The organism is Variovorax sp. 01T432 (assembly GCF_056398605.1).
In genome coordinates this window covers 20,043-42,944 of the sequence record NZ_JBFTPS010000004.1, presented here as the reverse complement: position 1 = coordinate 42,944, position 22,902 = coordinate 20,043, and the positions used below count along the sequence as shown (strand labels likewise).

The window sequence follows — 22,902 nt, the reverse complement described above, 5'->3', positions numbered from 1 at the left end:
GACAATCGATCCCTGCGGGACCCGCCGCCCACGCCCGGTGGTGGCTTGGAAGGTCAACCGGGCGCCGGGCCAAGTTCAGGCGCGTTGCCGACCATCATTGCGCTCAGCAGTTGTGCGAACACCTCGCGCTGCTGGGCATCGAACATGCGCAGCAGATGAAGTTCGGCGGCCGCGTGTTTCGGCATCGCTTCATCCACCAGGCGCAGTCCCTTGGCCGTCAGCTTGACCAACACGCCGCGGCCGTCCTTGGGATCGGTGGATCTCTTGATCAGCCCGACCCGTTCGAGGCGCTTCAACAGATTCGAGAGCCCGCCGGAGGTAAACAGCAGGGTGGCCTGCAAGTGCGATGGAGACAGGCGATAGGGCGCGCCCGACACTCGAAGCGTCGCGAGCACGGCGTATTCCTGGTACTTCAATCCGAACGGCTGCAAGACCGCATTGATGGAGCGCAGCACCACCTCCTCGAGGCGCAAGAGGCGCCCGACCACAGCCTTGCCGCTGCTGTCGAGATCGGGGCGCTCATTGCGCCACTGCTGGATGCCCCGACCGACCAGGTCGTGGTCGACGACGTGCCCCGAGGTCGCATTCGGCACATGAGCCGTGGTGCGGGAACTCTTCCGCTCCGCTTCGTCCTGGGGCGACGGCCTGCCCGGCGCTTCATGCGGGTGCTTCATTGGCGATATCTCCATGGTGAAGACTCCGGCGCGACCAGCATTGGTGCGCCGCAGCATAGTTGCCCATCCCACATCTTAAATACCTTGCGCTTATCTTTCATGAAAGATAAAGTCATTTCTTGAACATGCATGTCCGCGACGCGTGCGATGCGCGGAGCGAGGCAGCCACCCGTCGGTTAGGTTGTTTTCACCAGGAGCTTTCATGATCCACAAGTTCTCACGTTGTTTGGTTTCCGGCCTTGCCGTGGCGCTTATGTCGTGCGCCGCTCAGGCCGACGATTTGGTGGTGGGCATTTTTGGCGGCTCCTTCGCGGAGAACTCGAAGATCTGCCACATCGGGCCTTTCGAGAAGAAGACGGGGGCCAAGGTCACGCTGAAATTCGGCAACTCGTCGCAATTTGCCGCGGCGGTGCGCGCAACGGGCGGGAAGTCGGACTTCGACGTGGTCTACATCGACAACTCCTTGGCCGCGCAGCTGAAGAACGAGAAGCTGCTGGAGACCATCGACAAGTCGAAGTTGAGCAATGCCGACGACATCTCTCCAAGGGCCTTCGACAAGGACAACCAGTACGTCGCCTTCGAGACCAGCGCCACGCTCATCGTCTACGACACCACGCAGATCAAGACACCGCCGACCTCGTGGAGCGACCTGTACAAACCCGAATACGAAGGAAAGCTGGCGATCGGCGACATCAGCGGGACGTCAGGGGCGCATCTGCTCATTGCGCTCAATCGCATGAAGGGAGGCACGCTCACCAACGTCAATCCCGGCTTCGAAGCGATCAAGCCGCTCGCCAAGTCATCCGTCACGCAGTACACGCAAGCCGACCAACTCGTGTCGCTGTTCGAGCGCAAGGAGATCGCGATCGCCGTCTGGTACCCGGACCGTGCGGGCGCGGCCATCGACAAGGGCCTGCCGCTTGCTGTCGTGTTCCCCAAGGAAGGGGCGATCGGCATTCTTCCTGCGCTGGTCATTCCGAAGGGCGGAAAGTCGCCAGCCCTCGCGCTGAAGTACATCGACGAAGTGCTGTCCCGCGAGGGCCAGGCCTGTTTCGGCGAAAAGAGCTATGCAGGGCCCGTCAACACGAAGGTGAAGCTGTCGGACAAGGCGTCCAAGATCGTTCCTTACAGGGAAACCTTCGACAACCTGTACCTGCCCGACCCCGAGGCCGTGGCCAAAGGACTGCCGGATTGGTCCAAGCGGTGGCAGCGCGAAGTCTCACGCTGAGTGACCGAGTTCCCTCGCCGCAGGAGCCTTGATGCCTTCTCTCACGCTTGATCGGCTCGAAAAGCGATATGCCGACCAGCTGGCCGTTTCGTCCGTTTCGCTGTCGGTGCGCGACGGCGAGTTCATTTCCCTGCTTGGGCCTTCCGGCTGCGGCAAGACGACGGTGCTTCGCATGGTGGCGGGGCTCATCCAGCCCACCGGCGGCCGCATCCTCATCGACGGCCAGGACGTGACGGGGTTGCCGACCAACAAGCGCAAGATCGGATTGGTCTTTCAGTCGTACGCGTTGTTCCCGCACATGACCGTGTTCGAGAACGTGGCGTTCGGCCTGCGGCGACAGGGTGTCGACGGCAGCGATCTCGTCAAGCGCGTGGAACAAGCGCTCGCGAGCGTGCGGCTGGCGGGGTATGGCGAGCGACTGCCGCGCCAACTCTCGGGCGGCCAACAGCAGCGCGTCGCCGTGGCACGGTCGATCGCGCCACGGCCGCGGATCCTGCTGTTCGACGAGCCGCTGTCCAACCTCGATGCGTCCCTTCGCGACGAGATGCAGATCGAGCTGAAGCGGCTTCAGAGGGAAGTCGGCATCACGACCTTGTTCGTGACGCATGACCAGGGCGAAGCCATGTCCATGTCGGATCGGGTCTGCGTGCTGGCACACGGTGTCGTCCAGCAGTTCGCCAAGCCCGAGGAGATCTACCACCGGCCCGCCACCGGCTTCGTCGCCAGCTTCATCGGTCGCCCCAATCGGCTTCTCGGCCATTTGAAAGGCGCGGGCGCTTCGTCCGCCGTGGCGGAACTGGCGAACGGCGTCCGGCTGCCGACTGCCTTGTCTGGAGGCCTGGCGGAGGGCGCCGCTGTCGATGTCGTGGTCCGGCAGGAGGACATCCGGTTCGTCGGGCCTGGGGAGGCCGCCACGTTGGAGGGAAGGATCGCGCTGCGCTCGTTCGTGGGCGCGCGCGTGCAGTACGTCGTGTCGCTCGGCGCGGTCGAACTGATTGCAGAGGCGCCGTCGAGCGGCCCGCACGCCGCTCTGGAGGTCGGTATGCCGGTTCGTCTCTCGGTGGACCCGCTGCATGTGTACGTGAACGCCAGACCAGCGGGGCTTGCATGAGCAGGTCGAGACTTCCCGGCATCCTGCTCGCATCTCCCTTGCTGCTGGTGCTGCTGTTCGTCTTCGTCGCGCCCGTACTGCTGATGCTGCCGCTCAGCCTGCACGAATATCTGCCGGGCACCGGCATATCGGCCACTTGGACCCTGTCCAACTACACGAGCATCGTCACGGACGAATACTTCCGCGAAGTGGTGCTTCGCACACTGGTGCTGGGATTCGGCGTGACTGCCGTCTGCTTGGTGCTGGGCTATCCGCTGGCCTACTACATCGCGAATGCCGGCCCGAGGATGCGGCTCGCGTTGACCATGCTGGTGATCTTCCCGATGCTCCTGAACCTCGTGGTGCGCTCCTTCGGCTGGATCGCACTGCTGGCCAACCGCGGGCTTGTCAACAACCTGCTGATCGACATTGGCTTGATCGAACGTCCCATCAAAATGATGTTCAATCTGTTCGGCCTTCTGGTCGGCATGTCCCACATCTTCCTTCCGTTCATGGTGCTGATGCTGGTGCCGGCGATCCAGGCGATCTCGAAGGACGTTCAGGCCGCGGCCTACACGCTCGCGGCCAGCCGGGTGCGCGTGTTCTGGTCGGTGACGCTGCCGATGAGCGCCTCCGGCATCCTCGCGGGGTCGATCCTGGTCTTCGTGCTGACGATCAGCGCCTTGGTCACGCCAAGGATGCTTGGCGGCCCCACCTACAGGGTGATGGCGACCATGGTCTACGACGACTTCCTGCAGACGCTCGACTGGCCCAGCGGCGCCGCCATGGCTTTCGCGTTGACGGCGCTGACCCTGCTCGTGATCGGGTTGTCGAGCCGCGTGCTCAAGCGTTGGGGCGGCACGGCATGAACCGCAACGAACACGCTCCGGGACGCGTCCTCGCGGCCGCGGCGTTCGGCGTCATCTTCTTCCTGCAGTTGCCGGTGCTGGTCGTCATGCTGGCCGCGTTCAGCAAGACGGCTTACCTGACGATTCCGCCGAAAGGGCTCACGCTGCATTGGTTCGAAGTGGTCTTGCGCGATTCCGAATACCTCAGCGCGGCCTGGACCAGCCTCTGGCTCGCTTCGGGCGCGGCGGCCGCCGCTTTGGTCCTGGGTCTTGCCGCGGCTTATGCGCTCCATCGCCGGATGGTCCCCGCTGCCACGGCGCTCACCTCGCTCATGATGGCGCCCCTGATCCTGCCGTCGGTCGTCCTGGGCGTGGCGCTGCTGCAGTACTACACGCTCACGGGCATGCGCGGCAGTTCGCTCGGACTGTGGCTGGCCCATGTCGTCATCGCCGTGCCCTACGTGGTCCGCGCGTGCCTGTCCAGCCTCGCTTCGGTCGACGAGGCACTCGAGGATGCGGCGCAGGTCCTCGGGGCTGATGGCTTCACCAGTTTCAGGTTGATCACGCTGCCCCTGGTCAAGTCGGGGCTGGTGGCGGGCGGTCTGTTCGCCTTCATCACCTCCCTGGACAACGTCCCGGTTTCGATCTTTCTCCTGTCCGCGAGTCAGACCACATTGCCGGTCAAGATCTTCACGTCGGTAGAGCAGGGGGTGGACCCCAGCGTCGCCGCCGTGTCGACGTTACTCATCGTCTTCACCGGCATCGTCCTGCTTCTGGCGGAACGCTGGACCGGGTTTCACAAACACGTTTGACTCACCGAGGAGTTTCAATGTCTGTAACCAGCAAGGGCTTTCCCCTGATGCTGACTTTCGATCTCGACGCCGAGACGATGTGGACCGGTCGCGATCCCGCCAATGCCGAGCGTCCGATCCTCATGTCGCAGGGAGCATACGGCTGGAAGGTCGGCATGCCGCGCGTGCTCGCACTCCTGGATCGATACGACATCAAGGCCACCTTCTTCATTCCCGGCGAAGTCGCCGAGCGTCAGCCGGCGCTCGTGCGCGACGTCGTCGAACGTGGCCACGAGGTGGCGCATCACAGCTACAGCCATCGCTGGATCGTCAACCTATCGCCCGAAGAGGAGCGCGAGGAGATGCGCAAGGGCATGGAGGTCCTCAGCGCGCTGACCGGTAGCCGTCCCAGAGGCTGGCGCTCGCCAGCCGCGGAATTCAGCAGCATCACGCTCGACCTGATCAAGGAGTACGGCTTCGACTACTCGTCGAACTTCTTCGACGACGATTCGCCGTACCTGCTGGAGATCGGCGGCGAGCGCACCGATATCGTCGAGCTGCCGTTTCGCTGGGTGCTCGACGATGCCCCGTTCTTCCAGTACTCCATCGTGCTGCCGGGCCGCACGTTGCAGGCGCCGTCGGCCGTGCTCGAGGCCTGGAAGAGCGAGTTCGACGTGCTGTATGCCGAAGACCGGATGATGATGGTTGGGATGCACCCGGAGCTCATCGGGCAGCCTTCGCGCATCAAGGTGCTGGAAGGGCTGATCGAGCACGCGCTCTCGCACGCCAATGTGTGGATCGATCGCTGCGACCGGATTTCGGATGACATGCGCCCCCGCCTCAAGGCGAGCGCGCCGGACCGGAAGGGTGCGCGATGAGCGACGGACATCTGCACCAGCGCTTTCTGGTCACCGGCGCAGCGAGCGGCATTGGACTGGCTGTGGCGCGGATGGCTGTGGCGCGCGGTGCGCGGGTTGGCCTGCTGGATCATGACGCGGTGGCACTTGCGGCGGCAGCCGACGAATTGGACGGGGCCGCACGACCGATCGTCTGCGATGTCAGCGACCCGGCCGCTGTCCACGCCGCGGTCGAGGAAGCGGCCCGATGGCTGGGAGGCATCGATGCCGTGGTGAATTCCGCGGGCATCGATCTGCTCGCACCGCTCGAGCATATGAACGACGCTGACTGGGCACGCACTCTGGCTGTGAATCTCACTGGGCCGATGCTGGTCTGTCGCGCCGCGTTGCCGCATCTGCGCCAAGCCGGCGGCGGCACGATCGTCAACGTGTCGTCCGCCGCGGGACTGAGCCCGCTGCCGCATCGCACAGCGTATTGCGCAGCGAAGGCGGGCGTCATCATGTTCGGCAAGGCGTTGGCGATCGAAGCGGCACCAGACGGTATTCGTGTGAACGCCGTGTGTCCAGGCGCCGTCGACACACCGCTGTTTCGCACCAGCTATGAAGGGGCGGAGGCCCCCGAGCGCGAACTGGAACTGATCCGCCAGCGCTACGCCCTGCGGCGTATCGCCGCGCCGGAAGAGCTGGCCGAGGCTGTCCTCTATCTGAGCGGCCCTGGCGCGACCTACATCACCGGCACGGCACTGGCCGTCGACGGCGGGCGCACATTTCACTAGGCGCGGGAGGTGACGTGAAGTTTGACAACAAGGTCGCGGTTGTGACCGGAGGCGGTCATGGCATCGGGGCCGCTGCGGTCCTGCGCTTTCTGGCGGAGGGCGCCCGTGTCGCCGTGCTGGACCTTGATTGCGCTCCAATGGTGGAGCGCGTCGCCGGGTTTCCCGGCGACAGCCGCTGCCTGTGCATATCGGGCGATTGCACCGATCCTCAGGTCGTGTCGGCCTTCTTCGACCGCGTCGAGTCGGCGCTGGGCCCGGTGGACATCCTCTTCAACAACGTGGGCCAGAGCGCGCGCGAACGTGCCGGCCCCTTCGCCGAATCGGAAGAGGAAACCTGGCGCTTCGTCATCGAGGTCTCATTGCTGACGACCATGCGAGCGTCGCGGCGTGTGGCCCCCGGCATGCAGGCGCGCGGCTTCGGCCGCATCGTGAACATGAGCACCGATGCCGCCTTCGTCGGCGATGTGGGGCTTGCCGACTATGCGGCGGCCAAGATGGGCGTGATCGGCTTCACCCGGTCGCTCGCCCGCGAATTGGCGCCGCGCGGCATTACGGTGAACGCGGTGTGTCCGGGCGCCATTCGCACCCGCGCGCACGATCGCCTCAAGCCGGACGTCCTGAGCAGGATCGTCGCGGATACCCCCGCCGGATTCATCGGCGCCCCGGAGGATGTCGCCGCCGCAGTCAGTTTTCTCGCGGGCGATGACGCTCGCTTCATCACAGGCCAGACACTACTGATCGACGGCGGTCGCTGGATGGTCTAACCCCAAGGATCGGCGATGGAATTGATGAATTGCAAGGCGCGGGAGCTGGCATCGCTCATCAGGCGCAAAGAGGTGTCTCCTGTCGAGGTGGTGCGCGCGGCGCTCGATCGTATCGCCGCGCGCAGCGAGCTCAACGCCTTCATCACCGTCACGGGCGATCAGGCGATGGAGGCGGCGCGCAAGGCGGAAACCAAGGTGATGGCTGGGGGTGTCCTTCCACCGCTGCACGGCATCCCGTATTCGGTCAAGGACCTCACGGCGACCGCCGGGGTTCGGACCACGATGGGCTCGGCCATCTACGAGGAATTCGTTCCAACGGAGGACGCCGTGGCCGTTGCACGGGCGAAAGCAGCGGGCGCGATCCTGATCGGCAAGACCACCACGCCGGAGTTCGGCCACAAACCCGTGGCGGAGGCGCCGATCTTCGGCCGCACGCTCAATCCCATCAATCCGATGTACACGCCCGGCGCGTCGAGCTGCGGTGCCGCCGTCGCGGTCGCGGCCGGCATGGGGCCGCTGGCCCTGGGCACCGACGGCGGCGGCTCGATCCGCATCCCTGCGTCCTGCTGCGGCATCGTCGGCCTGAAGCCGACCCTTGGCGTCGTGCCGCATTTGCAGGCGCCTGATCTGTTCTCGGTGAATTCTTTCGTCGGACCCATGGCACGCGATGCGGCAGATGCGGCGCTGCTGTTCGACGTGATCCGCGGCTTCGATCAGCGCGACCCCTATGGTCAGTGCGCAACGCCGCAGGGGAGGGCCGCCCCGTTGACGCTGAGCGGGTTGAAGGTGGCCTGGCTTCCGACCGCCGGAAATCCGGTCGATCCCGAGGTGGCAGCGATCACGGAAGCGGCCGTTCGCTGGATGGAACGCGAGGGTGCCATCGTCGAGACGGTCGACCTCGACTTCGTGGCATTGGAGCCGCACTTCCTGGTCGTGCTGCGCTCGATGCTCGCTGCGCGTGTGGGCCACCATATCGAGCGCTTCGGGTCCCGGCTGGATCCGACGCTGGTCGACACCGTGATGCAAGGCCGGCAACTCAGCGCGGTGGCGCTCAACGAGGCAGGGTTCGCGAAGACAAGGTACTTCACGATGCTCCAGACGCTCTTCGATACATACGACGTGCTGGTTTCGCCCACCGTCTCGGCGCCGCCGCTGCCGGTCGAGATGGACGTGAGCGGCGAAATCGAGATTGCGGGAAAGCCTGCCGGGACGGTTCGGGGGGCGTGGTACCCCTATACGTATCCGATGAACCTGACAGGACACCCGGCTCTTTCGATGCCCTGCGGCCGCAGCAGCATTGGGCTGCCTATCGGCTTGCAACTGGCCGGCCACTGGTATGACGATCGCTATCTGCTCGGGATTGCCTCCTTGCTCGAGGGGCGACTCGGACGGTGACTCGGAGGCCCAGCGGCTCAAGTGCGCCGCGGCCCGCGCCATGCCATGTCGACGACCTACGCAGGAAGACGCCCATTGCCGCCGTCCCCGCGGCTCGCGATCAGCGGCCGGGGGCAGGCGCCTCCTGCGCTTCCAGGCTGCGGATCTCGACCTGCATCTGAGTCTCGACCCAACGCACCAGCTCGCTCACGCTGACGCCCGGTCCGCGTGCCAGGCTCGCGGCCTGCCAGAGTTGCTGGCCGGCGCTGCTGATCGGCGCCGGCACGCCCTGTTCGCGCGCCAGGTCGACCGCGATGCCCATGTCTTTCAGCATCAGTTCGAGCTTGAAGGGATCGTCGAAGCTGCGGTTCAGAACGCGCTGATGGATATGGGTACGCGTGATCCACGAGCCGGCGGTGCTTTCGTTCATCACCTCGGTCATCACGGCCGGATCGAGACCGGCGCGCGTGCCGATCGCCAGGCCTTCGGCCGTGGCTGTGAGCGTGATCGCGGTGACGAGGTTGTTCAGGCACTTCATCGTGTGGCCGGCGCCGAGCGGCCCGAGGTGGAAGATCGCGCGCCCCATCACGTCGAGCAGCGGACGCACCCGATCGACCGCCGCCTGCGCGCCGCCGACCATGAAGACCAGCTCGGCCGCCTGGGCGCCCCAGGCCGCGCCCGAGACCGGCGCGTCGACCATCGCGATGCCGTGGGCCTCGAGCCGCGCCGCGGTCTCGCGCGTGATCCAGGGCTCGGCCGACGAGGTGTCGAGCAGCAGCGCGCCCGACTGCCAGCCGGCCAGCAGGCCATCGCTCGCAAGCACCACATCGCGCACCACGCGGCCATTGGGCAGCATGGTGACGACAATGTCGCTGTGGCGCGCGACCTCGGCCGGCGTCGCTCGCACGCTGATGCCGGCCCGCGAATCGGCAAGCGCCTGCGAGACGCTCGCGAGGGTGTCGAAGACGCAGACGGCATAGCCGGCCTTGGCGAGATGCCCGGCCATCGGCCCGCCCATGACGCCGAGGCCGATGAAGCCGATGCGCGGAAGTGTCGAATTGGAGTTCATCGAAGCGGCACCCTTCTCAATCGAGCCGAACGCCGGAGGTCTTGATGACTTCGCCCCAATGCCCACTCTCGCTGCGCGCCAGGTCGCGGAATTCCTTCGGCGTGCCGGGCAGGGGCTCGAAGCCGAACTCGGCGAACACCTGCTGGATGCGCGGCGTCTGCATCGCCTTGCGCAGATCGGCATTGAGCCGCTCGACCACGTCGGGCGGCATGCCGGCGGGGCCGATCAGGCCGTGGAAGGCAAAGGCGTTGACTTGCGGATAGCCGAGCTCGGCGAAGGTCGGCACGTCGGGCAGCGACCTGGCGCGCTGCGGCAGCGCGATCGCCAGCGCTCGCAGCTTGCCCGCCTTGAGGTAGGGCAGGGCGGCCGTGAGGTCGAGCATCATGGCTTGCACCTGGCCGCCCATCATGTCCTGCAGCGCGGGGGCGCCGCCCTTGTAGGCGACGTGAGTCATGTCAACCGCCGTCTTCTGCTTGAAGAGCTCCATCGCCATGTGGTGCGGCGTGCCGATGCCCGGCGAAGCGTAGTTGGTCTTGCCGGGGTTGGCCTTTGCGTAGCTCACGAACTCCGCGAGGTTCTTGCCGCCCGGAAAGTCGGGCCGCACCACGAGCGCGACCGGGATGCGGCCGATGGCCCCGATGTAGGTGAAGTCGCTGGCCGGCTTGTACGGCAGCTTCGCGAACATGTGTTCGTTGAACAGCAGCGCCGCGTTCTCGGCCTGCATGATCGTGTAGCCGTCGGGCTTGGCCTGCATGAGGGCCGCGACCGCGATGTTGGTCGAGGCGCCGGGCCGGTTGTCGATCACGATCGGCTGGCCCAGCGACTGCTGCATCGCCTCGGCGAGCTGCCGCGCGATGCTGTCGGTGCCGCCGCCGGCTGCATAGGGCACCAGCCACTTGATCGGCTGATTCGGGTAGTTGCCGAGCGCCAGGGCGGAGGTGGCGGCTGCCAGCAGCAGGCCCGAGGCCAGCAGGCGGATCCGTTTTTTCATGGGTCTTTGTCTCTCGTGGATGGAATGGATGATTGGATGCCGGTCGGCCGCTTTTCAGCCGCGCAGTACCTGCCAGAGCTCGCGATCGCGTTCCGCGGTCCAGACCACGGGATGCTCGATGCCGCTGAGTTCGTCGTAGGCGCGCGAGACGTCGAAGGGCAGCACGTGCTGGAACACCGGCCAACCGCCGAAGCGCGGCGTCATCGCGGCCTCGGTGCGCTCGAAACAGGCGCGCAGGCCTTCGCCGCGGTCGATGCCGGCCTTGACGCTGTCGAGCAGCGCCGTGATGAAGTCCCGGGTCAGCGCGATCGCCTCGGCGCAGGCGGCCTCGCTGCGTAGCACCGCGCCGCGGCCCGGCACCAGCGTGCGCGGCCGCAGCGCGAGCGTGGCGTCGAGCGTGCTGCGCCACTCGTGCAGGTAGGCGTCGCCGGCATAGACGCCGCAGTGGTTCTCGACCACATCGCCCGAGAACAGCACACCGCAATCGGGCAGCCAGGCGACCGTGTCGCCACCCGAGTGGCCGCGGCCCAGGGCCATGAGGCGCAGCTCGCGCCCGCCGCCCAGCCACAGGCTCATCTCGCTCTCGAAGGTCAGGGTCGGCACCGTGAGGCCCGGCACTTCCTCGACGCCCGCGAACAAGCGCGGGAAGCGGCCGACCTCGGAATCGAAGTCCGCCTGCCCGCGCTCGCGCACCCAGGCGGCGGTGCCGTTGCTGGCGATGATGGCCCGCGCCTCGGCGAAGGCGCTGGCGCCCATCACGCGCACCGCATGGTAGTGAGTCAGCACGATGAAGCGGACCGGCTTGTCGGTCACGGCGCGGATGTCGGCGATGAAGTCGCGCGCCATGCGCGGCGTGGGCCGCGTGTCGATCACCACGACGTGGTCGTCGGCGACCACGAAGCCGCAGTTGGGATCGAAGTCGCTGATGTAGCCGAAAACACCGTCGGCAAGCTCCTGCACCTGCGGCTTCTGCGCGCGGTTGTCGGAGGCGGAAGCGAAGGAGGTGGTGGTCGTGGGGGTGGTCGTCGTGGTCATGGGCTCGGTGCGTGGGGTCGTTCGGTGGGGGCGCGCAGCCCGCTCGCATGCGCTTCCTCGATGCAGGCCAGCAGCGTGGCCTGGTCGCCGCACTGGTTGGCCAGCAGCAGCACCAGACGGGCGTTGAAGCCGGCGCTTTCGGCTTCGTCCAAGCCTTCCTGGGCCGTGAGCCAGGCGCTGTAGAAGCCGTCGGGATCTGAAATGTGGGGGTCGGTTCTCATGGGATCTCCGTCGGGTCCAGGGCCCGCGTCAGTGCGTCTTCGATGCTCGCCGGCGTGGCCCGCGCGAGCAGCGCGGCGCGATAGGCATCGGGGCGCACCAGGCAGAAGCTGCCGGGTGCGTCGAGGCCGAGGTGGCGCAGCAGTGCCTCATCGGCGGCAAGCGTCGGCAGGACGCCGCCGGCGCCTTCGGTGTCGTTGGCGCCGACAGCGAGCAGGCGCAGCGGGCGCTGGCCCAGTCGCTCCAGGGCTTCGACCGCCGCGGCGCGCGAAGGCTCGCGCCAGAAGCCCACGAAGTGCGTGCCGCCGCCCAGCCATTGCATCAGCGTGCGCTGCCGCGCCGCGTCGTCCGCGTCGCGCAAGGGCAGGTTCTGCACCGAGCGGCCGCCCTCGGGCAGATGCGGCGCCGCCGGGTACGCGTTGGCGACCGCCATGCGCCCGGTGTTCACGAGGGCGCGGGCAAAGGCATGCCGCGAGGCGAGTGCCACGACCGCGCGCCGCATCGTGTGTTCGGCCGGCGAGCGCGGCGCCAGGAAACGGGCCGATCGGCTCGTGACCTCGAGGTTCTCGATCGCGGCGGGACGGCGCTCGGCGTCGTAGCTGTCGAGCAACGCATCGGGCGCCTCGCCGCGTACCACCAGCGCGAGCTTCCAGCCGAGGTTGGCGGCATCCTGGATGCCGTTGTTGCCGCCACGCGCGCCGAAGGGGCTCACGACGTGTGCCGAGTCGCCGATGAAGATCACCCGACCATCGCGAAAGCGCTCGAGCAGATGGTCGCGATAGCCGTAGGGCCCGATCCAGACGAACTCGAATTCGACATCAGGGCCCAGCTGCTCGCGCAGCCGCGCACCGGCCACCTCGGGCCGGCTGATCTCCTCGGTGTCGCAGTCCTCGGGCATCTGGTAGTCGATGCGCCAGACGCCGTCGGCCATCAGGTGCTGCCACACGGCGCGGCCCTGGTTGAATGGCGCATCGACCCAGGTCCAGCGCTCGATCGGCAGCGGCTTCTTGAAGCGCACATCGCTGATGCACCAGCGGTCGGTGCTGCGCGAGGCATGGCCCGGGACGCCAAGCTGCGTTCGCAGCGGGCTGTTGGCCCCGGTGGCGTCGATCAGGTGATCGGCCTCCAGCGCGTAGCTGCCGGCCGGCGTCTGGACGTCGATGCGCACGCCGTCGGCCAGCGATTCGATGCGGCTCACGCGGCTCTTCCAGCGCAGGTCGGTCAGGCCCAGCTCGATGATGCGGTCGACCAGGAACCACTCGAGGTAGAACTGCTGCAGGTTGATGAAGGGCGGCTGCTTCGAGACGCTGTCGGTCTGCAGATTGAAGTTGTAGACCTCCTCGTCTCCCGAGAAGGTGCGCCCGAACGACCAGGTGATGCCTTTCTCGGCGATGCGCTCGTAGATGCCCAGGCGCTCGAAGATTTCGAGGCTCTTCTGCGCATAGCAGATGCCACGCGAGGAGGCGCCGCGCACGCCCACCGTGTCGTCCTCGTCGAGCAGCACCGCGCGCACGCCGCGGCTCGCGAGGTCGCAGGCCAGCGTGAGGCCGGCGGGGCCCGCGCCCACGATCACGATCGGATGGCGCGTGCGGGCAGCCTGGGTGCTCAGTTCCGGCGGCGGCTCGAAGGGCCAGTGCGGAAGTTCGTAAGGGGGAGCGAAGGCATAGGTTTCCATCGGGGATGCTGTCTCTTTTCGGTCGGATCGGTGCGCCGCGGCTTCAAAGCGCGCGCGCAAATTCGGCGATCGCGTCGGCCGCCTGCTCCACGAGCTGCGGCTGCCCCGCCAGGTAGTGGTTGCCGCCCGCGATGTCGACGTTTCGGATGCGCGGGCCGCCGGCCGCGAGCCAGGCGTCGCGCGTGCTCGGGAAGGTCGACTGGTCGCCGGTGTAGGTCTGCAGCAGCTGCGGCACGGTGCAGCGCGCGAGGTTCGAGGGCCCGTCGGCCTGCGACAGCGAGGACCACTGCGACAGGAAGGCGGTCAGCGAGGTGGTGCGGCCCATCGCATTGGCCGAGTAGTTGACCTGCCGCGCATCGCCCCAGACGCTGCCCGGCGCGCGGTCGTTGGTGTCGATCGTGAGATCGACGCAGCGCGGATCGGCATGCGTGCGATAAACCACGAAGGCCTGGTCCCGCGGCGCGCCCGGCGTGGCGCGCAGCAGGCGCAGGCGCCCCAGCGCCCAGGCCTCGATGCGGTCCAGCCGCGCCTTCTGCGCGGCCGAGAAGCGCGTCAGGAATTCGGCACTGTAGGGCCGCGAGTGGCGCGGGTCGTACATGTCCAGCTCGGGGTCCACCGAGAGCGGATCGTGCTCATCCGTGACCGATGGGTCGATCCAGTCGCGCATCAGCTTCGAGCGGCCCTGGTGCGCGGCGCACAGCGCGATGCCATCCACGCGCGGCAGATCGTCGGGATGCAGGTGGGTCGGATCGCCATCGGGGAAGTGGTGCGCCGTCAGCCGCTCGGCCTGGGCCTGGTAGAAGCTCGCCAGCGCGGCGCCGCCCGAATTTCCGATCAGCAGCACGCGCTCGTAGCCGGCCTCGCGCAGGAACTTCACGCCCGCGCCCAGGTCCTGGATTGCGCGCTCCATCAGCAGCAGCGTGTCATTGCCCATGTAGCGCGAGTTGAGCCCCATGCAGCAGACGCCGCGCTCGGCCAGCGGGCCGATCAGGTAGTGGCCCATGAAGTTGCTGGTCGGGTGCATCACGATCGCGGCCACGCGCTTCGGGCCCACGGGCGCACGCCAGGCACCGTAGATGCGCGGACGCAGCATCTGCAGGCCCGACTGGCTCTCGAGCGCGGCGCCGGGCTTGACATCGATGACCGCGAGTTGCAGATCGGTCATGCGCGGTCCTTGTTCTCGCGCAGCAGCCGCGCCTTGCGCACGGTCCAGGCTTCGAGTTCGGCGCGCGCGTGCAGCGCGTGGGCGTCCATCTCGGCCTGCGGCACCTTCGGCGTGGTCAGCTCGAGCCGAATGCCGTTGGGGTCGAAGAAGTAGATCGATTCGATGATGTGGTGGTCGGTGAGGCCCAGCACCTCGACGCCGGCCGCCTGCAGCCGGGTCTTGGCGGCCAGCAGGTCGGCCTGCGAATCGACGCGCAGCGCGATGTGATTGACCCAGCCAGGGGTGTTGGGCGAAGGCAGCGCCTTGACGTCGTCGCCGAGGTCGAAGAAGGCGATGTAGGAGCCGTCGCGCATCTGGAAGAAGATGTGGACGTAGGGGCAGTATTCGCCGGTGCTCGGAACGAAATCGCTCTTGATCACGTGGACCAGCGGCAGGCCCAGAAGGTCCTCGTAGAAGCGGCGGGTTTCCTCGCTGTCGCGGCAGCGCCAGGCGAAATGGTGCAGGCCGCGGACCGGCACGGGCGTGCCTTCGGTCGGGTTCGATTCGGTCGGGTACATGGTTGTCTCTATCTGCTTCTTCCGATGGGCGAAGCGCGATTGGGCCTCGCTTCTGCCTATGATGCAATCGAAGAAATTTCATTGATTGATGAAGACACCATATGAATCTGACCTTGCGCCAGCTGCGTGCGTTCGTCGCGGTCGCCGAGACCGGCAGCTTCACGGCGGCGGCCGACATCCTGCATCTCACTCAGTCGGCGCTGAGCGTTCTGGTGCGGCAGCTGGAGCGCGAGACGAGGGTGCAACTCTTCGACCGCCATACGCGGCGCGTGGTGCTGTCGGAGGCCGGACGCAGCTTTCAACCGTTGATCCAGCGTCTCCTGACCGACCTGGCGGGCGCCGTCGCCGAGCTGACCGATCTGCGCGAGAAGAAGACGGGCCTGCTGCGGCTCGTTGCCCCGCAGTTGATGGCCTGCACGCTGATGCCGCGCGTCATCGCGAGCTGGCGCAAGCGCTATCCGGGCGTCGCGGTCAACCTGATCGACACGCTGCCCGAGCACCTGCTTGACGGTCTCGCGACAGGCGAGGCCGAATTGGCAGTGGGGCAAGACGTGGTGGTCGATGGGGCCATCGTGCGGCGCACGCTGTTCCGCGACCGCCACTTTCTGATCTGCCCGCCCGAACACCCTTTCGCGAATCGTCGCAAGCTGCGCTGGAGCGAACTCGAGCCCTACACCTTCATCGCGCCGACACGCGACTTCCGCCAGCGCGTGATGCCCGAGCTGTCGCCCGAAGTGCGCGCCTATATGCAGCGCCCCGAAACGCTGGAGGTGTCGTACATGACGACCGCCCTGGGCATGGTGGCCAACGGCCTGGGTCTGACCGTCTGCCCTTCGTATTCGGCATCGCTGGTGCGCGCCCACGGCCTGCGCATGGTGCGGCTGGATGCCCCCGACTTTCATCGGGAGGTTTGCGTCTACAGCGCGGCAGACCGCTCGCTGTCGCCCGCGGCGGCCAGCTTCGTCGAGATGCTCGAAGCGGTGGCCACGCCGCGCGATGCCAAGGGCAGGGCGCGGCGCGGCGGTTCGCTCACTTCGGAATACTGATCACCTGCGGCTGCGTGACCGCTTTGAGGCCCTCGGCGCCGAATTCCACGCCCCAGCCCGAGCCCTTGACGCCGCCGAAGGGCACCATCGGATGGATCGCGCCGTGCTGGTTGATCCACACGGTGCCCGCCTGCAGGCGCACGGCAATCGCGCGCGCCTTCTCCACGTCGGGTGACCACACGGATGCGCCGAGTCCGACATCGAGCCGATTCGCGCTCGCGATGGCGTCCTCGACCTCGCGGTACTTGATGATCGGCAGCACGGGGCCGAATTGCTCTTCATCCACCAGGGCGGCACCGTCGGCGAGGCCGGTCACGAGCGTGAGCGGATAGAAGTTGCCGGCGCCTTCACGCGCCTGGCCGCCGCAGACGACCTCGCCACCATCGCGGCGCGATGCCTCCACCAGTCGGCTCACCTTGTCGAACTGCATCCGGTTCTGCACCGGCCCCATGACGACGCCGGCGCCGAAGCCATCGCCCATAGGCACCGCGGTCGCGATCTTCTTGAGTTCGACCACGACCGCATCGTGCAATGATTCCGGAACGTACAGGCGCTTGATTGCCGCGCATGTCTGTCCCATGTTGATGAAAGCGCCCCAGAAGAGGCCCATCGCGATGGCTGCCGGGTCCGCATCGGCCAGCACGATGGCCGCGTCGTTGCCGCCGAGCTCCATGGTCGTGGGCGTCAGATGGCGCGCCGCGATCGCCGTGATCTTGGCGCCGGTCGAGCCCGAGCCCGTGAACATGATCTTGTCGATCTGCGGGTTGTCGACGAGCGCGGCACCTACTTCGCCCGGACCGCTCACGGTGTTGAGCACGCCCGGCGGCAGCTGCTCGGCCATGATCCGCACCATCTCGAGCGTGCCGATGGTGGTGTATTCGGAAGGCTTGATGACCACCGTGTTGCCGGCGCGCAGGGCCGGCACGATCTGCCAGATGGCGATCAGCAGCGGCCAGTTCCAGGGCGCGATGGCGGCAATCACGCCGAAGGGCCTGCGGTGCACCTCGTAGCGACGACTATCGTCCTCGAACACGATCTCGACCGGCATGTCGAGGCTGGCGGGCACGCGGGTCCACGCCTCGCAACCGGCCAGTTCGAACAGCGCGCCGGGCACCTGGTCCGGCCCCAGGCCGCCGAGCGGCTTTCCCTGTTCGCGCGTGACCCATTCGGCGAGGTAGGTCGCGTGGCTCTTCAGCGCGTCGGCCACGCGCCCGAGGTGTTCGCGCCGCTTGGCATCGGGCAGCGCGGCCCAGGCCGGCTGTGCTGCCTTGGCGGCCGCGATCGTCTGCGCGATCTGCGCCGGCTCGGAATGCGGCACCAGCCCGATCGCCTCGCCGTTGGCGGGGTTCCTGGATTCGAAAGTCTTGGCTGAAGGGACGGCGCGGCCGTCGATCGTGTTCGTGAAGGACTTCAATTGCTTCTCCGGTTGAGTGTTTTTCAGACGCCCAGGTAGGCATTGCGGACCGCAGGGTCCGCGAGCAGCGCGCGGCCGGTGCCGCTGTGCACGATGCGGCCGGTCTCGAGCACGTAGCCGCGGTCGGCCACGGTCAGCGCGGCAGCGGCGTTCTGCTCGACCACGAGGATGGTCACGCCCTGTTCGCGCAGCCGCGCCAGCACGTCGAAGATCTGGTCGATCAGAAGCGGCGCGAGTCCGAGCGAAGGCTCGTCCAGCAGCAGCAGCTTGGGCCGGCTCATGAGCGCGCGGCCGATGGCCAGCATCTGCTGCTGGCCACCCGAGAGATCGGAGGCAACGCGGCGGCGCATCTCGCCGAGCACCGGAAACATGGCGTAGACCTTGTCGGTGTCGGCCTCGATCTCGGGGTCCTTGCGCCGGTAGGCGCCCAGGCGCAGATTGTCGGCCACCGAGAGCGGCTTGAACACCTGCCGGCCCTCGGGCGCATGGCCCAGCCCCTTGCCGACGCGACGGTGCGGGCTGAGCGCATCGAGCTTCGCGCCTTCGAGCCACACACTGCCGCTCTGCTGCAGATGCAGGCCCGAGATGGTGTGCATCAAGGTGGTCTTGCCCGCGCCGTTGGCGCCGAGCAGCGCCACGATCTCGCCGGCGCGCACCTCGAGCGTGACGTCCTTGAGCACCGACACCCGCCCGTAGGCGGTCCACAAGCCTTCAACCCGCAGCATGGGCCAGCTCCTTTCCGTGGCTACCGAGGTAGGCCGCGATCACATCCGGGTTGTCGCGCACCTCTTGCGGCGTGCCCTGGGCCAGGATGCGGCCCTGGTTCAACACCAGCACCCGGTGCGAGAGCCGCATCACCATCTTCATGTCGTGTTCGATGAGCACCACCGAAACCTCGCCCGCGATGCCGCGCAGCATGTGCTCGATCTCCTCGGTCTCGACCGCGTTGCAGCCGGCCGCCGGCTCGTCGAGCAGCAGCACCCTGGGCTCGCTGGCCAGTGCGCGCGCGATCTCGAGGCGCTTGAGCACGCCGTAGGAGAGGCTGCCGGCCACCGCGTCCGCATGGACGGCGAGGCCGGTGCGCTCGAGCGCCGCCATGGCGCGATCGCGGCTCTGCCGGTTCTGCCGGCCCACCGAGGGCAGGCGCAGAAGATCCTCGAACAGCGTGGTGGTTTCCCAGCGCGCGCGGCCGACCATGACGTTGTCGAGCGCGGTCTGCCGCGGAAAGACCTGCAGGTTCTGGAAGGTGCGCGACATGCCCTTGCGGGCGAGCCTGAACGGCGGCAAGCCGCTCACGTCCTCGCCGCCCATGCGCACGCTGCCCGAGCGCGGCGTGTAGAGGCCGGACACCATGTTGAAGAGGGTGGTCTTGCCGGCGCCGTTCGGTCCGATGATCGACAGGATTTCGCCCGTCGGTGCGTCAAAGGAGACGCCGTCCACCGCGACCACGCCGCCGAAGGCGATTCCCAGATCCCTGACTTCGAGTGCCGCGCTCATTTGGCGGCTCTCCACAGCAGCTGGCGCAGCGCGGGCACGATGCCCTGCCGCAGGAAGATCATCGACAGCATGATGATCAGGCCGACCGCGATGTCCTGGTAGTCATGGAAAGATGCGAGCAACTGCGGCAGCAGTGTCAGCAGCGCCGCGCCGACCAGCGCGCCGAAAGGCGTCGTGGCGCCGCCGATCACCACCATCGCGACGAATTCCACCGAGGTCATGAAGCCCGCGAGGTCGGGCGTGATGAAGCCGTTCATGAGTGCGAGCGTGCTACCGGCCACGGCCGCATAGACCGATCCGATCACGAAGGCCTGCAGCTTGCGCCGCGCCACGTCGACGCCCATGCTGGCGGCCGCCACCTCGCTATCGAGGATCGCGCGCAGGGCGCGGCCGGTCGGGCTGTCGCGCAGCACCACCGCGATGGCGACGCCGGCGATCATCAGTGCGGCGCTGATCCAGTACCAGACGCTCGGCGATTCGAGTGCGAAGCCGGCGACGCTGAGCCGCTTCACGTCCATGCCGTCGGGACCGCCGGTGAGCGCGACCTCGCTGGTGATCACGAGCCCGATCAGCAGCGAGAAGCCCAGCGTGGCGATGGCGAGGTAGTGGCCCTTGAGGCGCAGGATCGGCTTGCCGACCAGGTAGGCGATCAATCCCGCCAGCACGATGCCGCCGATCGCCGCCACCATCACCGGCACGCCGTAACGCGCCGGCAGCACGGCGCTGGCATAGGCGCCGATGCCGAAGAAGCCCGCATGGCCCAGGCTGATCTGCCCGGCCATGCCCATGAGGATATGCAGGCCAATGGCAGCCAGCCCCATGATCCACACCAGCGCCGCGATGCGCATCACGTAGCTGGAGCCCGCGACCACGGGCAGCAGCGCCACGATCAGCACCAGCAGCGCGAGGGCGCTCCAGCCCGCGCCGGAACCTTGAAGTCCTTTCATACGCGGTCCACCAGTTTGCTGCCGAGCAGGCCGTTGGGCATCACCAGCAGCATCAGGATCAACGCGATGAAGGCGACGCCGTCCTTGTAGACGGAAGTCACGTAGCCGGCCGCGCCCGCCTCGAGCAGGCCCAGCAGCAGCCCGCCGAGCACCGCACCCACCGGATTCCCGAGGCCGCCGAAGATCGCGCCCGAGAAGCCCTTGAGCGCCAGCAGCGCACCGATGTCGTAGCGCGTCAGCGTCACGGGCGTGACCAGGATGCCGGCGATGGCACCGAGCGCGGCCGAGAGGCCGAAGGCGAGCATCAGCACGAAGGAGATGTTGATGCCCACCAGGCGCGCCGCCAGCCGGTTGGCCGCGCTCGCGCGCAGCGCCTTGCCGGTGAGGGTCTTGTCGAGGAAGAGCCAGAGCGCGAGAAACATCACGATCGCGCTGCCCAGCACCCAGAGGCTCTGCGGCAGCACGGTCGCACCGCCGACCGCGATCGGCGTGTTGCCCGAGAAGGGCGCGAGGTTGTGGAACTGCTTGTCGAACAGCAGCCCCGCGACGCCGCGAATGAGGATCGAGGCACCCAGCGTGATGATGATGAGCGTCACGGGCGAGGCATCGCGGGCGCGCTCGATGGCGAGCTTCTGCAGCAGGATGCCGACGGTGACCGCGACGGCCACCGCCAAGCTACCCGCCAGCCACATCGGCAGCCCCATGGCGATCAGGAACACCGTCGTCATGCCGCCCAGCATGACGAACTCGCCCTGCGCGAAATTGACCACATCCGAGGCAGCGTAGATCAGCGTGAAGCCGATCGCCACCACCGCGTAGACGGCGCCGACCGTGAGGCCGGAAAAGACGAACTGGAGAAACTGGGACATGGGGTGCTTCGTCAGTCGATCAGCAGCCAGTCGCCGTTCTTGACCTCGAGCATCCGGAAGGCCTCGACCGTGAGGCCAAGGTGGTCCATCGGCGTCATGTTCACCACGCCCGAGGTTCCGACGAAGCCACGGGTCTGCTCGAGCGCGTCGCGGATCTTCTTGGGATCGACGCTGTTGGCGCGCTTGATCGCCTCGACCACCATCATCAGGCCGTCGTAGGCGCCGCCGCCGAAAGTGGAGACCGGCTGACCCGTGGCCTTCTCGTAGGCCGCCATGTAGCCTGTCACCACCGGCTTCTGCGGATCGTTGGCAGGCAGCTTCGAGGCCACCAGCAGGGCAGCAGCCGGCAGTCGCACGCCTTCGGCTGCAGCGCCCGAGAGCTCGATGTAGCTCTTGGACGCCACGCCGGGGTTTTGGTAGAGGGGGATGCTCTTCATGTCGAGCTGGCCGTAGTTGCGCGTCAGCACCGCCGGGCCCTGGCCCGAGGCGCCGGTGTTGAGGATGGCTTGCACGCCCGGCGTGGCCTTGACCTTGGCCAATTGCGGCGTCATGTCGGTGTCTTGCGCGCCGTAGGTCTGGTCGATCAGGATCTTGATGCCGTACTTGTCGACCACCTTGAGGCACTGCTCGCGCATCGAGGTGCCGAATCCGTCGGTGCCGGCGATCAGTGCGATCGACGTGAAGTTGCGCTTCTTCATGTCCGAGAACACGCGCTCGCAGCCCATGCGGTCGGTGTGCGGGCTCTTGAAGACGTACTGGCGCACCGGTTCGATGATGTTCACGCTGCCGGCGATTGACATGAAGGGCAGCTTGGCCGCTTCGAACACCGGGATCATCGCCATCGTCGTGCCGGTGGTGGAGCCGCCGACCATTGCCACGACGTTGTCGCGTTCGACCAGGCGCTGGGCGAAGGTGCGGGCCTTGTTGGCATCGCCTGCGTCGTCGTAGGTGACCAGTTCAATCGGCCGGCCGAGCACGCCGCCGGCGGCGTTGATCTGGTCGGCGTAGAGCTTGAGCGTCTTCGCTTCGGGGTCGCCGATATAGGAAGCCGCTCCGGTGATCGAGAGCACGGAGCCGATGCGGATCGGATCGGCCGCCTGCGCCGGGATCGAGAAGCCCAGGGGCAGGGCGATGGCAAGCGCCCAGTCGCGAAGGCGCGCGGGGATTCTTTTCACTGGATTGTCTCCTTGTCGTTGAGGGGGGTGGTGAATTCGATGAGCAGGCGCGTGAGGCCCGGCGCCGGGGAAGGCTCTGGCAGCTGGCCGGCACGGCTTTGGACGAACAGTCCGAGCGCCAGTCCGGTCGCAAGGCCTCGGCCCGAGGTTGCGGCCTGGTTGAGCGCATCGGGATCGGCGCCGCGGCGGATCGCGGCCGCGATACGGGCGCGAAGGCCGGCGGGCGCGAGCCCGATGCGGTCGCCGACCAGAAGCGCTTCGGCACTTGCCGCAAGCAACTCGGCATGCACGTGTGCCTCGACCAGGCGCAGTGCCTGGCCGCATCCAAGCGCGCCGCCGGCGACGAGCTCGCGACCCAGTGCGCGCAGTACGGGCAGCGCGACGTCGAGCGCGGAGTCGTCGTCGCAGCCGTGAACGATCGCAGCGGCATCGGTGCCCTGCGCGCCGCCGCACAGTGGTGCGTCAATCAGCGCGATGCCACGCTGCGCGAGCTGTGCGCCGAGACTGCGGGTGAAAGTGGGAGAGGCGTCGCCGAGGTCGACCACGATCGCACCCGCGCGCAGGCCTTGCGAGACGGACGCGATCCGCTCGCGTGCCGCGAAGCCCGGCGGTGCGAAGAGCAACAGGCCAAGCGCCGACAGCGCGGCCAGATCGTCCGCCACGCGGCACCGGAACTCCTGTGCGAAGGCGCGGGCTCGCGCGGCGTCGTCGTCATGCACCACCAGCGCGTGGCCGGCGCGTGCGAGGGTGGACGCCAGCGCCCACCCCACGCCACCGAGGCCATCGAAGCCGACCGTGACGCCTGGGGTGCTGGCCGGCGTGCCGGAGCCGGTCATGCCCG

24 protein-coding genes are annotated in these 22,902 nt (G+C 67.3%); 9 read left to right on the top strand and 15 right to left on the bottom strand.

The window, feature by feature from the left end; genetic code table 11:
- Positions 1-53: 53 nt before the first annotated feature.
- Complete coding sequence (locus AC1DNF_RS04220; protein WP_478147296.1) at positions 54-731, bottom strand: MarR family winged helix-turn-helix transcriptional regulator; 678 nt, start codon at positions 729-731, stop codon at positions 54-56.
- A 145-nt stretch (positions 732-876) separates the two neighbouring features.
- Here AC1DNF_RS04220 and AC1DNF_RS04215 point away from each other — a divergent pair, with 145 nt between their 5' ends.
- From AC1DNF_RS04215 to AC1DNF_RS04180, 8 genes are read left to right on the top strand one after another with little or no spacing between them, the layout of a single operon-like run.
- Entirely contained in the window at positions 877-1,902 is a 1,026-nt protein-coding gene (locus AC1DNF_RS04215) for an ABC transporter substrate-binding protein (RefSeq protein ID WP_478147295.1), read from the top strand.
- 31 nt (positions 1,903-1,933) lie between these two features.
- Complete coding sequence (locus AC1DNF_RS04210) at positions 1,934-3,013, top strand: ABC transporter ATP-binding protein (protein WP_478147294.1); 1,080 nt, start codon at positions 1,934-1,936, stop codon at positions 3,011-3,013.
- Complete coding sequence (locus AC1DNF_RS04205) at positions 3,010-3,861, top strand: ABC transporter permease (RefSeq protein ID WP_478147293.1); 852 nt, start codon at positions 3,010-3,012, stop codon at positions 3,859-3,861. The genes AC1DNF_RS04210 and AC1DNF_RS04205 overlap by 4 nt, the downstream gene beginning before the upstream one ends.
- On the top strand, positions 3,858-4,652 hold the full coding sequence (locus AC1DNF_RS04200) for an ABC transporter permease (protein WP_478147292.1): 795 nt from the start codon (positions 3,858-3,860) through the stop codon (positions 4,650-4,652). The genes AC1DNF_RS04205 and AC1DNF_RS04200 overlap by 4 nt, the downstream gene beginning before the upstream one ends.
- A gap of 17 nt (positions 4,653-4,669) precedes the next feature.
- Positions 4,670-5,509 carry a polysaccharide deacetylase family protein gene (locus AC1DNF_RS04195; RefSeq protein ID WP_478147291.1) on the top strand — a complete coding sequence of 280 codons (840 nt, stop codon included), beginning with the start codon at positions 4,670-4,672 and terminating at the stop codon, positions 5,507-5,509.
- On the top strand, positions 5,506-6,264 hold the full coding sequence (locus AC1DNF_RS04190; protein ID WP_478147290.1) for an SDR family NAD(P)-dependent oxidoreductase: 759 nt from the start codon (positions 5,506-5,508) through the stop codon (positions 6,262-6,264). The genes AC1DNF_RS04195 and AC1DNF_RS04190 overlap by 4 nt, the downstream gene beginning before the upstream one ends.
- A gap of 14 nt (positions 6,265-6,278) precedes the next feature.
- Complete coding sequence (locus AC1DNF_RS04185) at positions 6,279-7,028, top strand: SDR family NAD(P)-dependent oxidoreductase (protein ID WP_478147289.1); 750 nt, start codon at positions 6,279-6,281, stop codon at positions 7,026-7,028.
- Between the two features lie 15 nt (positions 7,029-7,043).
- Positions 7,044-8,423, top strand: coding sequence for an amidase (locus AC1DNF_RS04180; RefSeq protein ID WP_478147288.1), 1,380 nt, complete (start codon positions 7,044-7,046; stop codon positions 8,421-8,423).
- A gap of 100 nt (positions 8,424-8,523) precedes the next feature.
- Here the strand turns inward: AC1DNF_RS04180 and AC1DNF_RS04175 are convergent, their stop codons facing one another.
- From AC1DNF_RS04175 to AC1DNF_RS04145, 7 genes are read right to left on the bottom strand one after another with little or no spacing between them, the layout of a single operon-like run.
- Positions 8,524-9,471: an NAD(P)-dependent oxidoreductase gene (locus AC1DNF_RS04175; protein ID WP_478147287.1), complete on the bottom strand. Its 948-nt coding sequence runs from the start codon at positions 9,469-9,471 to the stop codon at positions 8,524-8,526.
- Between the two features lie 16 nt (positions 9,472-9,487).
- Positions 9,488-10,462: a Bug family tripartite tricarboxylate transporter substrate binding protein gene (locus AC1DNF_RS04170; protein WP_478147286.1), complete on the bottom strand. Its 975-nt coding sequence runs from the start codon at positions 10,460-10,462 to the stop codon at positions 9,488-9,490.
- Positions 10,463-10,516: 54 nt separating this feature from the next.
- Positions 10,517-11,497, bottom strand: a complete 981-nt coding sequence (locus AC1DNF_RS04165) for an MBL fold metallo-hydrolase (protein WP_478147285.1) — start codon at positions 11,495-11,497, stop codon at positions 10,517-10,519.
- Complete coding sequence (locus AC1DNF_RS04160; protein ID WP_478147284.1) at positions 11,494-11,718, bottom strand: DUF2783 domain-containing protein; 225 nt, start codon at positions 11,716-11,718, stop codon at positions 11,494-11,496. The genes AC1DNF_RS04165 and AC1DNF_RS04160 overlap by 4 nt, the downstream gene beginning before the upstream one ends.
- Positions 11,715-13,391, bottom strand: a complete 1,677-nt coding sequence (locus AC1DNF_RS04155; RefSeq protein WP_478147283.1) for an FAD-dependent monooxygenase — start codon at positions 13,389-13,391, stop codon at positions 11,715-11,717. Before AC1DNF_RS04155 ends, AC1DNF_RS04160 begins: the two co-directional genes overlap by 4 nt.
- Positions 13,392-13,434: 43 nt before the next feature.
- The gene (locus AC1DNF_RS04150) at positions 13,435-14,556 is read right to left on the bottom strand and encodes an alpha/beta hydrolase family protein (protein WP_478147282.1); all 1,122 of its coding nucleotides are present in this window, start codon (positions 14,554-14,556) and stop codon (positions 13,435-13,437) included.
- Positions 14,553-15,113 carry a VOC family protein gene (locus AC1DNF_RS04145; protein ID WP_478147281.1) on the bottom strand — a complete coding sequence of 187 codons (561 nt, stop codon included), beginning with the start codon at positions 15,111-15,113 and terminating at the stop codon, positions 14,553-14,555. Before AC1DNF_RS04145 ends, AC1DNF_RS04150 begins: the two co-directional genes overlap by 4 nt.
- Positions 15,114-15,214: 101 nt before the next feature.
- On the opposite strand from AC1DNF_RS04145, the gene AC1DNF_RS04140 reads away from it, so the two are divergent.
- Positions 15,215-16,159: a LysR family transcriptional regulator gene (locus AC1DNF_RS04140; protein WP_478147280.1), complete on the top strand. Its 945-nt coding sequence runs from the start codon at positions 15,215-15,217 to the stop codon at positions 16,157-16,159.
- Here AC1DNF_RS04140 and AC1DNF_RS04135 read toward each other — a convergent pair.
- The 7 genes from AC1DNF_RS04135 to AC1DNF_RS04105 are packed head-to-tail and all read right to left on the bottom strand — an operon-like array spanning position 16,143 to position 22,897.
- Complete coding sequence (locus AC1DNF_RS04135; protein ID WP_478147279.1) at positions 16,143-17,573, bottom strand: aldehyde dehydrogenase family protein; 1,431 nt, start codon at positions 17,571-17,573, stop codon at positions 16,143-16,145. The genes AC1DNF_RS04140 and AC1DNF_RS04135 overlap by 17 nt on opposite strands.
- 23 nt (positions 17,574-17,596) lie before the next feature.
- On the bottom strand, positions 17,597-18,298 hold the full coding sequence (locus AC1DNF_RS04130; RefSeq protein ID WP_478147278.1) for an ABC transporter ATP-binding protein: 702 nt from the start codon (positions 18,296-18,298) through the stop codon (positions 17,597-17,599).
- Positions 18,285-19,070, bottom strand: a complete 786-nt coding sequence (locus AC1DNF_RS04125; RefSeq protein ID WP_478147277.1) for an ABC transporter ATP-binding protein — start codon at positions 19,068-19,070, stop codon at positions 18,285-18,287. The genes AC1DNF_RS04130 and AC1DNF_RS04125 overlap by 14 nt, the downstream gene beginning before the upstream one ends.
- Positions 19,067-20,017, bottom strand: coding sequence for a branched-chain amino acid ABC transporter permease (locus tag AC1DNF_RS04120; protein ID WP_478147276.1), 951 nt, complete (start codon positions 20,015-20,017; stop codon positions 19,067-19,069). Before AC1DNF_RS04120 ends, AC1DNF_RS04125 begins: the two co-directional genes overlap by 4 nt.
- Positions 20,014-20,886 (bottom strand): branched-chain amino acid ABC transporter permease, encoded by an 873-nt coding sequence (locus AC1DNF_RS04115; RefSeq protein WP_478147275.1) that lies wholly within the window; start codon positions 20,884-20,886, stop codon positions 20,014-20,016. Before AC1DNF_RS04115 ends, AC1DNF_RS04120 begins: the two co-directional genes overlap by 4 nt.
- Before the next feature lie 11 nt (positions 20,887-20,897).
- Positions 20,898-22,061 (bottom strand): ABC transporter substrate-binding protein, encoded by a 1,164-nt coding sequence (locus AC1DNF_RS04110; protein WP_478147274.1) that lies wholly within the window; start codon positions 22,059-22,061, stop codon positions 20,898-20,900.
- A complete protein-coding gene (locus tag AC1DNF_RS04105; protein WP_478147273.1) occupies positions 22,058-22,897 on the bottom strand; it encodes an NAD(P)-binding domain-containing protein in 840 nt (279 codons plus the stop codon). Before AC1DNF_RS04105 ends, AC1DNF_RS04110 begins: the two co-directional genes overlap by 4 nt.
- Positions 22,898-22,902 lie beyond the last annotated feature (5 nt).

Bases quoted from the DNA above. Each gene is read 5' to 3' on its own strand.
- AC1DNF_RS04125 (WP_478147277.1), bottom strand. From the start codon at position 19,070: ATGAGCGCGGCACTCGAAGTCAGGGATCTGGGAATCGCCTTCGGCGGC.
- AC1DNF_RS04210 (WP_478147294.1), top strand. From the start codon at position 1,934: ATGCCTTCTCTCACGCTTGATCGGCTCGAAAAGCGATATGCCGACCAG.
- AC1DNF_RS04180 (WP_478147288.1), top strand. From the start codon at position 7,044: ATGGAATTGATGAATTGCAAGGCGCGGGAGCTGGCATCGCTCATCAGG.
- AC1DNF_RS04170 (WP_478147286.1), bottom strand. From the start codon at position 10,462: ATGAAAAAACGGATCCGCCTGCTGGCCTCGGGCCTGCTGCTGGCAGCC.
- AC1DNF_RS04115 (WP_478147275.1), bottom strand. From the start codon at position 20,886: ATGTCCCAGTTTCTCCAGTTCGTCTTTTCCGGCCTCACGGTCGGCGCC.
- AC1DNF_RS04105 (WP_478147273.1), bottom strand. From the start codon at position 22,897: ATGACCGGCTCCGGCACGCCGGCCAGCACCCCAGGCGTCACGGTCGGC.
- AC1DNF_RS04215 (WP_478147295.1), top strand. From the start codon at position 877: ATGATCCACAAGTTCTCACGTTGTTTGGTTTCCGGCCTTGCCGTGGCG.
- AC1DNF_RS04140 (WP_478147280.1), top strand. From the start codon at position 15,215: ATGAATCTGACCTTGCGCCAGCTGCGTGCGTTCGTCGCGGTCGCCGAG.
- AC1DNF_RS04145 (WP_478147281.1), bottom strand. From the start codon at position 15,113: ATGTACCCGACCGAATCGAACCCGACCGAAGGCACGCCCGTGCCGGTC.
- AC1DNF_RS04165 (WP_478147285.1), bottom strand. From the start codon at position 11,497: ATGACCACGACGACCACCCCCACGACCACCACCTCCTTCGCTTCCGCC.
- AC1DNF_RS04150 (WP_478147282.1), bottom strand. From the start codon at position 14,556: ATGACCGATCTGCAACTCGCGGTCATCGATGTCAAGCCCGGCGCCGCG.
- AC1DNF_RS04190 (WP_478147290.1), top strand. From the start codon at position 5,506: ATGAGCGACGGACATCTGCACCAGCGCTTTCTGGTCACCGGCGCAGCG.
- AC1DNF_RS04155 (WP_478147283.1), bottom strand. From the start codon at position 13,391: ATGGAAACCTATGCCTTCGCTCCCCCTTACGAACTTCCGCACTGGCCC.
- AC1DNF_RS04195 (WP_478147291.1), top strand. From the start codon at position 4,670: ATGTCTGTAACCAGCAAGGGCTTTCCCCTGATGCTGACTTTCGATCTC.
- AC1DNF_RS04220 (WP_478147296.1), bottom strand. From the start codon at position 731: ATGCTGCGGCGCACCAATGCTGGTCGCGCCGGAGTCTTCACCATGGAG.
- AC1DNF_RS04175 (WP_478147287.1), bottom strand. From the start codon at position 9,471: ATGAACTCCAATTCGACACTTCCGCGCATCGGCTTCATCGGCCTCGGC.
- AC1DNF_RS04160 (WP_478147284.1), bottom strand. From the start codon at position 11,718: ATGAGAACCGACCCCCACATTTCAGATCCCGACGGCTTCTACAGCGCC.
- AC1DNF_RS04205 (WP_478147293.1), top strand. From the start codon at position 3,010: ATGAGCAGGTCGAGACTTCCCGGCATCCTGCTCGCATCTCCCTTGCTG.
- AC1DNF_RS04200 (WP_478147292.1), top strand. From the start codon at position 3,858: ATGAACCGCAACGAACACGCTCCGGGACGCGTCCTCGCGGCCGCGGCG.
- AC1DNF_RS04130 (WP_478147278.1), bottom strand. From the start codon at position 18,298: ATGCTGCGGGTTGAAGGCTTGTGGACCGCCTACGGGCGGGTGTCGGTG.
- AC1DNF_RS04120 (WP_478147276.1), bottom strand. From the start codon at position 20,017: ATGAAAGGACTTCAAGGTTCCGGCGCGGGCTGGAGCGCCCTCGCGCTG.